This window comes from Phyllobacterium pellucidum, from assembly GCF_013327855.1.
Lineage (GTDB): Bacteria > Pseudomonadota > Alphaproteobacteria > Rhizobiales > Rhizobiaceae > Phyllobacterium > Phyllobacterium pellucidum.
The window spans coordinates 481,840-493,718 of the sequence record NZ_JABUMX010000002.1 but is presented as its reverse complement, the minus strand read 5'-3'; the positions used below and the strand labels follow the sequence as shown (position 1 = coordinate 493,718).

14 protein-coding genes are annotated in these 11,879 nt (G+C 58.8%); 5 read left to right on the top strand and 9 right to left on the bottom strand.

What is annotated here, in order from left to right:
- Positions 1-16 precede the first annotated feature (16 nt).
- The 6 genes from HQ945_RS10425 to HQ945_RS10400 form a co-directional block, all read right to left on the bottom strand.
- Positions 17-985 carry a methyltetrahydrofolate cobalamin methyltransferase gene (locus HQ945_RS10425; RefSeq protein WP_091922168.1) on the bottom strand — a complete coding sequence of 323 codons (969 nt, stop codon included), beginning with the start codon at positions 983-985 and terminating at the stop codon, positions 17-19.
- Positions 986-995: 10 nt separating this feature from the next.
- The gene (locus HQ945_RS10420) at positions 996-1,868 is read right to left on the bottom strand and encodes a methylenetetrahydrofolate reductase (RefSeq protein ID WP_091922167.1); all 873 of its coding nucleotides are present in this window, start codon (positions 1,866-1,868) and stop codon (positions 996-998) included.
- A gap of 16 nt (positions 1,869-1,884) precedes the next feature.
- Entirely contained in the window at positions 1,885-2,187 is a 303-nt protein-coding gene (locus tag HQ945_RS10415; protein WP_091922166.1) for a virulence factor, read from the bottom strand.
- 118 nt (positions 2,188-2,305) lie between these two features.
- A complete protein-coding gene (locus HQ945_RS10410) occupies positions 2,306-2,974 on the bottom strand; it encodes an exopolysaccharide biosynthesis protein (protein WP_091922164.1) in 669 nt (222 codons plus the stop codon).
- A 70-nt stretch (positions 2,975-3,044) separates the two neighbouring features.
- A complete protein-coding gene (locus HQ945_RS10405) occupies positions 3,045-3,626 on the bottom strand; it encodes a DUF4893 domain-containing protein (protein ID WP_091922162.1) in 582 nt (193 codons plus the stop codon).
- A gap of 37 nt (positions 3,627-3,663) precedes the next feature.
- Complete coding sequence (locus tag HQ945_RS10400) at positions 3,664-4,287, bottom strand: DUF1638 domain-containing protein (RefSeq protein WP_091922160.1); 624 nt, start codon at positions 4,285-4,287, stop codon at positions 3,664-3,666.
- 70 nt (positions 4,288-4,357) lie between these two features.
- On the opposite strand from HQ945_RS10400, the gene HQ945_RS10395 reads away from it, so the two are divergent.
- Positions 4,358-4,513 (top strand): entericidin domain-containing protein, encoded by a 156-nt coding sequence (locus HQ945_RS10395; protein ID WP_091922446.1) that lies wholly within the window; start codon positions 4,358-4,360, stop codon positions 4,511-4,513.
- Between the two features lie 93 nt (positions 4,514-4,606).
- Here HQ945_RS10395 and HQ945_RS10390 read toward each other — a convergent pair whose 3' ends face one another.
- Positions 4,607-5,302 (bottom strand): corrinoid protein, encoded by a 696-nt coding sequence (locus tag HQ945_RS10390; RefSeq protein ID WP_027231796.1) that lies wholly within the window; start codon positions 5,300-5,302, stop codon positions 4,607-4,609.
- A gap of 277 nt (positions 5,303-5,579) precedes the next feature.
- Between HQ945_RS10390 and HQ945_RS10385 the strand changes: the two genes are divergently transcribed.
- The 3 genes from HQ945_RS10385 to HQ945_RS10375 all read left to right on the top strand — a co-directional run bounded on the left by HQ945_RS10385 (position 5,580) and on the right by HQ945_RS10375 (position 8,703).
- The gene (locus HQ945_RS10385; protein WP_091922158.1) at positions 5,580-7,166 is read left to right on the top strand and encodes a trimethylamine methyltransferase family protein; all 1,587 of its coding nucleotides are present in this window, start codon (positions 5,580-5,582) and stop codon (positions 7,164-7,166) included.
- A gap of 123 nt (positions 7,167-7,289) precedes the next feature.
- Positions 7,290-7,958 carry a 4Fe-4S dicluster domain-containing protein gene (locus HQ945_RS10380; protein ID WP_113280347.1) on the top strand — a complete coding sequence of 223 codons (669 nt, stop codon included), beginning with the start codon at positions 7,290-7,292 and terminating at the stop codon, positions 7,956-7,958.
- A gap of 139 nt (positions 7,959-8,097) precedes the next feature.
- The gene (locus HQ945_RS10375; RefSeq protein WP_246272639.1) at positions 8,098-8,703 is read left to right on the top strand and encodes a PadR family transcriptional regulator; all 606 of its coding nucleotides are present in this window, start codon (positions 8,098-8,100) and stop codon (positions 8,701-8,703) included.
- A 65-nt stretch (positions 8,704-8,768) separates the two neighbouring features.
- Here HQ945_RS10375 and bmt read toward each other — a convergent pair whose 3' ends face one another.
- Complete coding sequence (bmt, locus tag HQ945_RS10370) at positions 8,769-9,782, bottom strand: betaine--homocysteine S-methyltransferase (RefSeq protein ID WP_113280325.1); 1,014 nt, start codon at positions 9,780-9,782, stop codon at positions 8,769-8,771.
- Positions 9,783-9,890: 108 nt separating this feature from the next.
- Positions 9,891-10,721: a helix-turn-helix domain-containing protein gene (locus tag HQ945_RS10365; protein WP_027231791.1), complete on the bottom strand. Its 831-nt coding sequence runs from the start codon at positions 10,719-10,721 to the stop codon at positions 9,891-9,893.
- A 223-nt stretch (positions 10,722-10,944) separates the two neighbouring features.
- Here HQ945_RS10365 and HQ945_RS10360 point away from each other — a divergent pair, with 223 nt between their 5' ends.
- Positions 10,945-11,874 (top strand): fatty acid desaturase, encoded by a 930-nt coding sequence (locus HQ945_RS10360; protein ID WP_425500638.1) that lies wholly within the window; start codon positions 10,945-10,947, stop codon positions 11,872-11,874.
- The last annotated feature ends 5 nt before the right edge of the window (positions 11,875-11,879 follow it).

Here is an 11,879-nt window from a genome sequence, read left to right as displayed (position 1 = left end):
CGGCTGAGGCAAATGCTCAGCCTGCGGCGCCGCGCCGCGCCTCGCGTCCGCCACGGCGGCGACCGCCACCGGCGCCATCGGCAGGAACCGAGGGTGTGGCTGCGGGCGCAGCTCCGGCCGCTGCCGGCTGATGGTCGCGATACTTCTTGATCCAGTAGGTGCAATTCGGATCCGTGCCGTTGAGGACGTTGGCGGCGTGCACTGCCTCCATTTCCTGCGGGCGGCATGGGTTCATGATCGCGGAGGTCATGCCTGCACCGATCACCATCGGGATGAAGCCGGCATTGATGCCATGGCGATGCGGCAGGCCGAAGGAAATGTTGGAAAGGCCGCAGGTCGTGTTGACCTTGAGCTCCTCGCGCAGGCGGCGCAACAGCGCAAATACCTGGCGTCCCGCATCGCCGAGCGCACCGATCGGCATCACCAGCGGATCAACAACGATATCATGCGCCGGAATGCCGAAATCGGCAGCGCGTTCGACGATCTTCTTGGCAACGGCAAAGCGCACGTCTGGATCCATCGAAATGCCGGTCTCGTCATTCGAGATGGCGACAACCGGCACGTTGTACTTCTTGATGAGCGGGAGGATCGCCTCAAGCTTTTCTTCTTCGCCTGTCACCGAATTGACGAGCGGACGGCCCTTGGCGACCTTCAGAGCCGCCTCGATGGCGGCCGTTACAGAGCTGTCGATGGAGAGCGGCACGTCGACGAGGCCCTGGACGATCTCCAGCGTCTGCACGAGCAGGCCAGGCTCCGTGGCATTAGGATCGACGGCAGTTACGCCGGCATTGACGTCGAGCATCGTGGCGCCGGCCGCAACCTGCTCCAGTGCGTCCTTGATCACCGTGTCGAAGTTGCCTGCGACCATTTCGGCAGCGAGTTTCTTGCGGCCGGTCGGATTGATCCGCTCGCCGATCACGCAGAAAGGCTGGTCAAATCCGATGATGATTTCTTTGGTCGCCGAGGCAACGATCGTACGGGTCATGCAGGGAACCTCAGTTTGCGGCTGCGTTTGCGGAAGAGTACTGCGCGTTGTTTACGTTCCAGGAGCCACGTTCGACAAGCCACTCGGAGGTCTTTTTCAGGCCGCCAAACGGGAAGAGGTGGATCTGCTTGATCGCCGACATCGGATTGGCAATGACATGCTGCTCGATCGGGCCGACAACGCCTTCCGGCGAATGGCTCGTGGCGAGAGCGGTCAAGGAGAGCGCGTTCTTCTTCAGGAAGCTGATCGAATTGCCGACGCCGCACATGGCCGCGTATTTAATGAGCGTGGTGATCTTGGCGGGACCGGCAACACCGAGATGGACCGGTAGGTCGATGCCATGCTCGCGCAGCGATTCGGCGTAGCGGATGAAGCGCTCGGCATCGAATCCGAACTGGGTGACGACGCGCAGCTTAGCGCCGGTGCGCTCGCCGAAGTTTTTCTTGAGACGAAGCGCCTGGAGGGCGACCGCTTCGGAAAACTCAGGGCTGCCCTCAGGATGGCCGGCAACGCCCATTTCGTTGATGCCGTATCTGTCGAAGAAGCCGGTTTCGAGCACCTGCATGGTCGAGGAGAATTCGCCCGCCTGGCGCTCCAGCCCGCCGCCGATAACCAATATGTCGGTCACGCCTGCTTCTTCGGCAGCGCGGCGGATGCGCGTTTCAAGCGCAGCCTTCGTTGACAAGCGCCGCGAGGCGAAGTGCGGTACCGGCTTGTAGCCGAGATCATGAACGCGCTTGGCCGCGGCCGTCAGCGTATCGACGCTGTCGGTGCCCATGTCGGTAATGTAGACGCGGGTACCGGCTGGAAACAGACCAGGCAGGTCCTGCGATTCGATAGCCTGGCGTGCCGCCACTTCGATGGATGCTGCGATCTTTGTCATTGGCTTCGCTTTCAATTCATGAATTGTCATGTCCACCTGCCTTTACAAGCGCCACAAGGCGTTCCCGATCATATTCATTTTCAATGCGGGCAAGGGCTGCGTCAGCCTCGCCGTCAAGATCATCACTCACCGGCACCGGGGTGCCGCGACGCCACTCCGCGAGATAGGCGTCGGAATCCCTGGCGCCTATGCGCATCGCGCACATGTCGATAGCCTCGGTAAATCGAAGGGAAAGCTCGCGCTTGGCTGCCTGGCGGCCTTTCTTGACGGTCACTTGAGCGGGAATGTCCCGCCAATAAACGACAATAAGATCAGCCATGCAATTCAACCTCCGATAACGACCCTTTTGCCGGAATATCAGGGGTTAAGCTTGCTATCTCACGACGCGCGACCACTCAAATGCGACGTCATTCATTTGCGCTTTTGCGACAGGCAAATCAGAAGGGCCAGAACGTCGCGGCGTAGCTGACTGCGCTTGCCGCAGCAAAGGCGACGCCGAACACAATGCTCATCGAGATGAGGCCAAGGGCGAGGCCGGCAACCATCAGCCTGCCGTCGCGCTCACACAGCGCAATGCCGATGATGACGGTGGCCAGCGCCGGCAGCCAGTTCGACAACGGCATGGGAATAACGACCGACATGCCGAGAATGGTGGTGAATACGCCAAGCCAGCGATCGCCCTGACGACGGCCGAACGGCCAGTTGCGTGGCCGGATAAAGCGCTCCAGCCACTGCAGCCAGGGAACGACCTTGTCGGAAACAAGCCGGAAACGCTCGGGCGAAATGGTCTTGTCGCGCATGAATGAAGGTAGCCACACGGATTCGCGGCCCATGACCATCTGCACGGAAAGAAGAACCAGCGGGATACCAGTGATGACGCCGGTTCCAGGGGGCAGCGGCAGCAGGTTCAAGATGGCGAAGAAGGTGAGGAGCGCGGCGAAGCTGCGATCGGTGAAGGCGTCTTCCAGTTCGGCGAACGAAACCGGCTCCGTTGCCGACCGCGCCAGGTCCTCGAAGACCTGGGACAGGGAGCGGGGATCGTTATCGGCCGCATGCAAATCAGGCTTGTGCGGCTTTATTTCGTTGTTAGCGTCGATGGCTGCCATCTTATTGTCGTAGGTTCAAGTTTCGACGCATATGGCGCGGCAATGGTGACATTGCAATGACGAAAGTGTCTCAGCGCCTGAGTTCGATGATGTCCATGAGGGATTCGAGGGCGGGGGCTGGAAACTCGATTCGGAACTCGTTTTTGCCCGTGCGATAGGCGTAGCCGACCTGATCGGTATCGGGCCCGGCGCCATAGCGTTTTGGCTTTTCGCCTGCAACATAGCCGGCGCCGAGATAGGTCAGGCGCTTGTCGCTCTCTGTGTAGAAGCGGCCCTTGGTGCGCTGCGAACCGCTGGTTTTCTCGAGCATCCAGCCGGATCCGTCATCAGTAACGCGGCATTTGAACCAACCATAGATGGTCAGCGGCGGTTGCTTGCCAAGCTTGATGGTGCGGCATTGCCAATTGCCCACCATATCGAAGCCTTCATTGAAGGCGAGCGTCGGCTTGGCGAGAACCCCATCGAGCTGCGCCACATCGCCTGAAGTGCCGCCCTTCCTCGCCGCATCGACAGCGGCGGTTCGCGTCGCTTCATATTTATCGAGCCGCGCCTGGTCCGATTTGGTGATCAGCCGTGTGATCTCGCCATCTGCAAGCGCACTGGCAGGCAACAACAGGCAGAAGATCGCGGCGAGGGCGGCGCGGCAGGTCATGAGGGCTCCTTGGAGGCGTGGGGTTTGCGGTGCGTGTCTAAAGGGTTGCGGCTGCGGTCAGGGCCGGGATGAGATCGCCATAGCCGGTGAGGCGGCGCTCATAGTCAAGACCCAGAAAAGCTGCGGCGGCCTCGGCCTTGCGGCTGAGCGCCGGATCATCGGTTTGCGCCATGTAGATCATCTTGGTGTAATTGCTGAAATACATGTCGCGCAGTTCGGGGTGACGGTCGAGGCCGAGCGGCTTCACCATGAAGGCCTCGAAATGTCTTGCGAGGAAATCGGTCATGAAGAACGATGTCATGTCATCTTCCCACTGCGCTCCGAAGGCTGCATTGCCGGCGTAGAAGGAAAAACAGTGCGGACCTTCGATCCGCTCGACGCCATGCTTCTCACACACACGGTCGAGCAGGCCTCCGGTGCCGCAATCCGCATAGCCAACGAAAATACGGGAAATGCCCGCCGCCTTGGCCTTGACTATGGCGCGATCCACAGCAGGAGCAATCTTGTCCGGGTAATGGTGATAGATCGCCGGCAGGCATTTCAAGTCGATATGGTGGAGGCCGAATTGCTCCTGGATGGCAAGAATTTCACGCGCAATCATGCCGCAGGCGATGACGCGCACGGTCTGTGTTGATTTCGTTGACTTTTGTTGAAGAGTCATGGAACCGATGATGCTCTATCGCGTTATCCGACCGTTGAATTTCATTTTAGCAGAACGGGAGACACAATCCATGAAACTATCACATATCGTTCCGATTGCCGCTGTACTTGCAGTTGTTGCACTTGCAGGTTGCGCAAATACCATACGCGGCGTGGGCGCCGATGCGGCCAACACCGTTAATGCTACGCAGAACGCCGGCCATCGCGTCGCCAAGGCTGCCAACTAATCTGTTGATTCGGATTAATTTTATTACTTAGTAGTCTATTCTTTATAGATGTTCTGAAAACGGCCGCGTCTGACGCGGCCGTTTTCATATGCGTCAGGCCGAAAGCTGGTTGTGCTTGCGCTTCATGTAGGATTTGGCTGTTTCAACCGCGACGGCCGCATCGCGGCAATAGGCGTCAGCGCCGACAGCCTTGCCGAATTCCTCATTGAGCGGCGCGCCGCCGACGAGAACGACATAGTCGTCGCGAATACCCTTTTCCTTCATCGTGTCAATGACGACCTTCATATAGGGCATGGTGGTCGTCAGCAGCGCCGACATGCCGAGAATGTCTGGCTGATGCTCTTCGATGGCGGCGAGGTAGTTCTCGACAGGATTGTTGATCCCAAGGTCGATCACGTCAAAGCCGGCGCCTTCCATCATCATGCCGACGAGGTTCTTGCCGATGTCGTGAATGTCGCCCTTGACGGTACCGATGACGAGCTTGCCCTGTTTTGGCGCTCCGGTCGCTGCCAGGAGCGGGCGCAGAATGAACATGCCGGCTTTCATCGCATTGGCCGAGAGCAGGACTTCGGGGACGAACAGGATGCCGTCGCGGAAATCCTCACCGACGATGCGCATGCCTTCGACGAGCGCCTCGGTGAGGACCCTGTAAGGTGCCCAGCCGCGCTCGAGCAGAATATTCGTGCCTTCCTCGATCTCTTCCTTCAACCCGTCATACAGATCGTCATGCATTTGCTCGACGAGTTCATCGTCCGAAAGCTCCGAAAGAATGATTTCATCATCGGCCATGGGTCTGCTTCCTTTCAAGCGTTATGCACAGGTCCGTAGCACAGAGCGACACTGGATAATATGGGTGCTTTGTCGCCCGCTGGCATTCGTTTAACATATCGGGCAAGTTGCTGAAAACGCATTGCTTAAAAGCGACCTTGTAAATGACGAAAACGACCGGATGTTTGTCTCCGATGCGCCATCACGTGCCGCACACGGAAACGCCCCCGCAGGCATGACGGTTAGGATTTGGTCTGATTGATTGGAAGTCTGCGCTTCGTGCGCCTGGAGAAAGACAATGATTGAGGAAACACCCGTCGATGCACCCGCGGAAACCGACACCGGCGGCGGACGCCGCAGTCGTGGCGCCAGTGGTGGCGCCGCCGCCCGTCGTGCGGCACGTTCCGGCGGTGGTCCCGGCAAGTCGCTGACCTATATCACGCGCAAGATTCGCACCTACGAAGTGCTCGATGAAGAAGGACTGGCGCTGATCGAGGCCAATGCCGATACGGTGCTTGAAGAGACCGGCATCGAATTTCGCGACGACGCGGAAGCTCTGGCGCTGTGGAAGGAAGCTGGCGCCGACATCAAGGGCGAGCGCGTCCATTTTCCCAAAGGGCTGCCGCGGTCGCTTTTAAAGACTGCGCCCTCGATCTACACGCAGCACGCGCGCAATCCCGAGCGTTCGGTCCAGATCGGCGGCGACGCGACGGTATTTGCACCCGTCTACGGTCCGCCTTTCGTGCGCGACCTCGACGGCAATCGCCGCTATGCGACGATCGAGGATTTCAATAATTTCGTGAAACTCGCCTATATGGCGCCGTCGATCCATCATTCGGGCGGCACGGTGTGCGAACCGGTCGACGTGCCGGTCAACAAGCGCCATCTCGATATGATCTATGCCCATATCAAATATTCCGACAAGCCGTTCATGGGCTCGGTGACTGCGCCCGAGCGCGCCGAAGATACGATCGCCATGTGCAAGCTCGTATTCGGCGAGAACTATCTCGACGAAAACACGGTTCTGACCAGCCTGATCAATGCGAACTCGCCGATGGTGTTCGACGAGACGATGCTCGGTGCCCTGAAGGTCTATGCTCGCAACAACCAGGCGTGCATCGTTACGCCGTTCATTCTTGCCGGTGCGATGAGCCCGGTGACTGTTGCCGGCACGCTTACCCAGATCCTGGCCGAAGTGCTGGCCGGCGCGGCCCTGACGCAGCTCATCCGGCCGGGCGCGCCGGTCATTTTCGGCACGTTCGCTTCGTCGATTTCCATGCAGTCGGGCGCGCCGACCTTCGGCACTCCGGAGCCGTCGCTGGTCTCCTACGGCGCCGCACAGCTTGCACGCCGCCTTGGCCTGCCATTCCGTACAGGCGGCTCGCTTTGCGCTTCCAAGGTTTCGGACGCGCAGGCCGCCTATGAAAGCGCCAATACGCTGAATTCGACGTTGCTTGCCGGCACGAACTTCGTCCTCCACTCGGCCGGCTGGCTCGAAGGCGGTCTGGTATCGTCCTATGAGAAGTTCATGATGGATATCGACCAGCTGGGCATGGCGCAGAAGTTTGCGGCCGGCGTCGATCTTTCGGAGAACGGCCAGGCGATGGACGCCATCCGTCAGGTTGGACCCGGAAGCCACTATCTCGGCTGCGACCATACGCAGGCGAATTTCCAGACGGCCTTCTACCGCTCGAACATCGCCGACAACAACTCTTACGAGCAGTGGCTGGCCGAGGGCGAAAAGCGCGCCGATCAGCGCGCCAACGAACTCGCCCGGCGCTGGCTCGATACCTATGAGGCCCCGTATCTCGATCCGGCAATCGATGAATCGCTGAACGAGTACATCGCCAAGAAGAAGGCATCGATGCCCGACGCTTTCACTTGAAAGAAGCCCGAGGACGGCCGGGCTAAAGTGGCCAATCTGATCCATAAGGAAGTCTGGGCCTCCGCAATCAAGGGTTCTGGCGAGGGATGAGCTTTACATTTTTGGCAAGGGGCGGTGACGCCGATGCTTGACACGATCACCGCCGCGCTGGAACCTCACGGGCTTGTTCCACGCGGCGGCTTCGTATTCGGCGCAGCAGATGACATCCCGGTCCTGCCTGATGGCACGCGAGCCCGAAGCGTCGTTCTTGTCGGTCATTTCGGCTCGTCGATCTGGCAAGCTTTCACCGCCTGGCGTCGGGACAATCCGGGGGTAGCCAGTCCGCTCGATAGCTGGTCGAAGCAGGTCCTTAACGCGATTGCCAGCGAATTTGGCGGGTATGCCGTCTTCCCCTCGGACCGACCTTATCTGCCGTTCCAGCAATGGGCGATGCGCGCGGAAGGGTTGCGGCCGTCACCGCTCGGCCTGTTGATCCACCCGCAATATGGTCTCTGGCAGGCATTTCGCGGCGCACTCCTGTTTCCGCAATCCATCGCTTTTGCGCCGCTCCGTGAGAACGGGCATCCATGCGACGCATGTGCTTCAAAACCGTGTCTCAGCGCATGTCCCGTCGATGCCTTTGACGGCGAAACTTATGCCGTGGCACGCTGCCGCGATTATCTCGCAACGGAGCCAGGCCAGACCTGCATGGAAGGCGGCTGTCTTGCCCGGCTCGCGTGCCCGGTCGGACGGCATTACGCCTACCTTGGCGATCAGCAGCGCTTCCATATAACCGCCTTCGCGCGTTCGTAAGCATTATCTCGATCAGAAATTTCTTCTTCTTTTCAAGGCTTTGACCACATTTACTGTCAAAAGATATATCTTTGACTTGAATAAAGATATATCGTTTGTTAGATATAACGCATTGAAGTGCTAACTAGGAGAAATTCCCATGCATAATCATTGCAGACACAATCACGGCCATGACGGCGATCACTGGTCGCGGATGGACAGGATGGCAGGCTCTCACGAAGGCGGCGGACGTTTCGGCGGTCGCGGTCGCGGCGGGCCTTTCGGCCGGCATCGTGGCGGCCCCTTTGGCGGACGCGGTCCGCGCATGTTCGATCCGGGCGCACTGCGTCTCGTCGTTCTTGGCCTGATCGCAGAAGAGCCGCGTCACGGCTACGACGTCATCAAGGCGCTCGAGGCGCGGTTCCAGGGCGCTTATAGCCCAAGCCCGGGTGCGATCTATCCGATGCTGCAGATGATGGAGGAGGCCGATCTCGTTACCTCCAGCACCAACGGCAACAAGCGACTGTATACGATAACCGACCAGGGCCTGGCTTATCTCGAAGAGAACCGCCCCGAACTCGACAAGATCAACGCGCAGCTCGACGACGCTTCCGGCGAAATACGCGGAGCGGCACTCGGCGAGGAGATGCACGCCTTGCGCTTTGCGCTCCATTCAAAGCTGCGCAGTGGTTCGCTTAACGCGGAAAAGGCCGAGCAGCTGCGCGAAATCCTCAAGAGGGTCCGTCGTGAGATCGAAGATCTCTGACACCTGTAAAAGCCAACAAAAAACCGGCAGCCTCCGCTGCCGGTTTTTTCTTCAAAGTCCGTTGATTATCCGCGGCGTCCGCGACGCTCACGCTTCGGCGTATCGTCCGCATGGGCAGCGAGCTTGTTGCGCATCGGTCCAATAGTCTCGATGATCGTATCGACAGTCGGGCGCGGACCACTGGTGTGGCTGTCGAGCGCCTTGCGCATGGCGGCGAGATGCTCGAACGAGGTTCCGCAGCAGCCGCCGACAATCTTGGCGCCGCCGTCAATTGCGAGGCGAGCATAGTTTGCCATCAGATCGGGCGTGCCCGAATAGAAGATTTCCGAGCCGCGGAATTCGGGGATGCCGCAATTGCCCTTGATGACGATCGTCGCTTCAGGATTTGCTTCGCTCATATCGAGAAGCGAGGCAAGGATATCGGATGCGCCGACGCCGCAATTGGCGCCAACTGCAACGGGCTTTGCTTCCAGGCCTTCGGCAACGCCGTGGATTTCCTTGGGCGGCAGGCCCATCATCGTCTTGCCGGCCGTGTCGAAAGAGCCGGTATAGACATAAGGCAATCCGACCTTGACCGCAGCTTCGGCAGCGGCGCGAATTTCGCCCGGCGCCGACATTGTCTCGATCCAGGCGACATCGACGCCGCCGGCCTTGAGGCCTTCCAGTTGCTCGGTAAAGGCTGCAACGGCATCTTCCTCGGTGAGCGCGCCAAGCGGGACGAGCAGTTCGCCGGTCGGACCGACCGAGCCCGCGACAATGACCTTGCGGCCGGCATTGTCTGCGACTTCGCGCGCCAGTTCGGCCGCCTTCTTGTTGAGTTCGAAGACGCGGTCCTGGGCATGATGCAGTTTCAGGCGATGCCGTGTCCCGCCGAAGGAATTGGTAAGGATGATATCGGCGCCGGCATCGACAAAGCCCTGGTGCAGGGCAGTGATCTTTTCAGGCTTGGCTTCGTTCCAGAGCTCCGGAGCCTCACCTGCTTCCAGGCCAGATGCAAACAGGTTCGTGCCTGTCGCGCCATCGGCAAGGAGAACACCCTTTTCGGCAATAAGGTCGGCAAGCGGATTGTGAATGGTCATGGGAACGTCTCTTAAAACAAGTTAGATAACCATATAAGGAAGTCTTTATATGTGGTCAATGCTTCTTTGCGACATCGGCGCTCGCGAGCGGTCGCAAACCGCAAAGCGCTAGGTGACCTTGAGCGATGAAATATAGGTCGCAACCTCGTGAGCGTTGACCTTGGCGACGCGGATCAGCCCGTCAAAGTGTCGCTGCATGGTGAGCACCGCCTCGGTCGTATAGAGCACGAGGTACATCTCGCCGACGAAGATGGCGGCGCGGTAGGGTCCGAATACCGTATAGGGCACCGAATAGCGCTCGCGCCCATCGTAGAGATAGAGGCGAAACGAGGGATAGAGTTCGTCCACCAGCGACGCCATATGTTCAAGTTGCTCGACACGGACCTTGCGCGGCAGGTCACCCCAAAGGCTGCAGCCTGCCGCGAAATCATGCAAGGTCTGGAACGGCATGCATACTTCCATGTCCGTACCGGGCTGGCGGTTATAGTCGAGGCGGAACGCTGTCTCGCTCATCTGTATGGCTGGATCGCGATGGACCATCAGGGTTTCATAGGCGATCACCGCTTGCGTGCGCAGAAGATCGGGGATACGGGCTGGCACATAACGTATCTTCGTGCCTGTGGCCTCCGCATGCCATTTGACCAGCAAGGTCTGGTTGTCGAACCCTTCTTCGATTTCAAGACTAGGACGCAGTTCGCCGGTAATACCTTCGTCCTGGCTGAGGCCAAGCAGCCAGTCAAGCGATACGGAATGCCGTTCGGCGATGTTGAGCAGCGTTTCCACGCGGGGCAGGCGGGTCGATTGCCCGGAGAGCAACTGGGAGAGCGCAGAGCGGTCTATGCCAACGGAAGCCGCGAATGCGGATTGGTTTTCTCCGCTGCGGGTAAGCAGGCTCTTGATCCGCTCCTGAAAAAGCCGCGCAAGGTCGCGCTTGTCCATGAAAACACCCGATTGTTTATTATATACAACAAGTGCGTCATTTGGTGACCAAAATCAACACTTTCTCACAATAATCGCATTGCTGACAGTTCCTGACAATGAGACCATGAAAATCATGGAATCAGAAAGACATACCGAAATACCCGCCTCCCGATCTCAACACCCGCGAAAACACCCCGGCATTGAGTGGCCAACCATTGCGCTTCTCACAGCATGCTATGGAATGTGGTTCGTAGGGGGATATTATCTCTATCCGAGCCTGCCGATCGTCGCGCTGGCCCTCATGGGGCTTGCTGTCGCGTTCCATTCATCCTTGCAGCATGAAGCCCTTCACGGTCATCCGACGCGCAGTGGCATGATCAACGAACTCCTCGTTTCGCTGCCGCTCGGCCTTGTCTTTCCCTATCGCCGCTACAAGCATCTGCATCTCAAGCACCATGCGGACGAGCGCTTGACCGATCCCTACGATGATCCCGAAAGCTACTACCGTGCGCTCGGTGACTGGGAAAAACTGCCGGGCTTTGTGAAAGCGTTGCTCAACTTCAACAATTCGCTGGTCGGCCGCGTTGTCATCGGCCCGTTTCTCATGGTGGTCGGTTTCGCCATCACCGAGATCAAACTCGTAAGGGGCGGCGACAAGAAAACGCAAACGGCATGGGTGCTACATGGCCTTGGCCTCGTCCCGATGCTCGCGATCGTTTGGTTTATCTTCGGAATTCCCGTTTGGCTCTACGCGTTGACGTCCGTCTATCTGGGCTTGGCGATCATCTCGATCCGCAGCTATTGCGAACACCAGTGGTCGGAACGCCCGGACGGGCGGACGGTTATCGTCGAAAAATCGCCCTTGGCGTTGATCTTCCTTAACAACAATCTTCACTTCGTCCATCATAAGCGTCCGACTGTACCTTGGTACGATCTGCCGGGGCTTTACAGCGAACAGCGTGATGAATGGCTGAGGATGAATGGCGGCTATGTCTTCCGCAATTACTTCGAGATTCTGCGTGCCTATGCATTCAGACAGAAGCAGGATGTTGTTCACCCGGTGCTGCGCCGCGAACTGGCTCCCGGCCGCGCTTTCCGGCCTCGGGCACATGGCATCAGTCTGCAGGGCGGTTCGACCGTTCCCATTCCAGCCGAGCCTCCCAAAGAGTAGCTGCG

Coding starts and splice junctions, on each gene's coding strand:
- HQ945_RS10425 (WP_091922168.1), bottom strand. CDS start 985: ATGACCCGTACGATCGTTGCCTCGGCGACCAAAGAAATCATCATCGGA.
- HQ945_RS10420 (WP_091922167.1), bottom strand. CDS start 1,868: ATGACAAAGATCGCAGCATCCATCGAAGTGGCGGCACGCCAGGCTATC.
- HQ945_RS10415 (WP_091922166.1), bottom strand. CDS start 2,187: ATGGCTGATCTTATTGTCGTTTATTGGCGGGACATTCCCGCTCAAGTG.
- HQ945_RS10410 (WP_091922164.1), bottom strand. CDS start 2,974: ATGGCAGCCATCGACGCTAACAACGAAATAAAGCCGCACAAGCCTGAT.
- HQ945_RS10405 (WP_091922162.1), bottom strand. CDS start 3,626: ATGACCTGCCGCGCCGCCCTCGCCGCGATCTTCTGCCTGTTGTTGCCT.
- HQ945_RS10400 (WP_091922160.1), bottom strand. CDS start 4,287: ATGACTCTTCAACAAAAGTCAACGAAATCAACACAGACCGTGCGCGTC.
- HQ945_RS10395 (WP_091922446.1), top strand. CDS start 4,358: ATGAAACTATCACATATCGTTCCGATTGCCGCTGTACTTGCAGTTGTT.
- HQ945_RS10390 (WP_027231796.1), bottom strand. CDS start 5,302: ATGGCCGATGATGAAATCATTCTTTCGGAGCTTTCGGACGATGAACTC.
- HQ945_RS10385 (WP_091922158.1), top strand. CDS start 5,580: ATGATTGAGGAAACACCCGTCGATGCACCCGCGGAAACCGACACCGGC.
- HQ945_RS10380 (WP_113280347.1), top strand. CDS start 7,290: ATGCTTGACACGATCACCGCCGCGCTGGAACCTCACGGGCTTGTTCCA.
- HQ945_RS10375 (WP_246272639.1), top strand. CDS start 8,098: ATGCATAATCATTGCAGACACAATCACGGCCATGACGGCGATCACTGG.
- bmt (WP_113280325.1), bottom strand. CDS start 9,782: ATGACCATTCACAATCCGCTTGCCGACCTTATTGCCGAAAAGGGTGTT.
- HQ945_RS10365 (WP_027231791.1), bottom strand. CDS start 10,721: ATGGACAAGCGCGACCTTGCGCGGCTTTTTCAGGAGCGGATCAAGAGC.
- HQ945_RS10360 (WP_425500638.1), top strand. CDS start 10,945: ATGTGGTTCGTAGGGGGATATTATCTCTATCCGAGCCTGCCGATCGTC.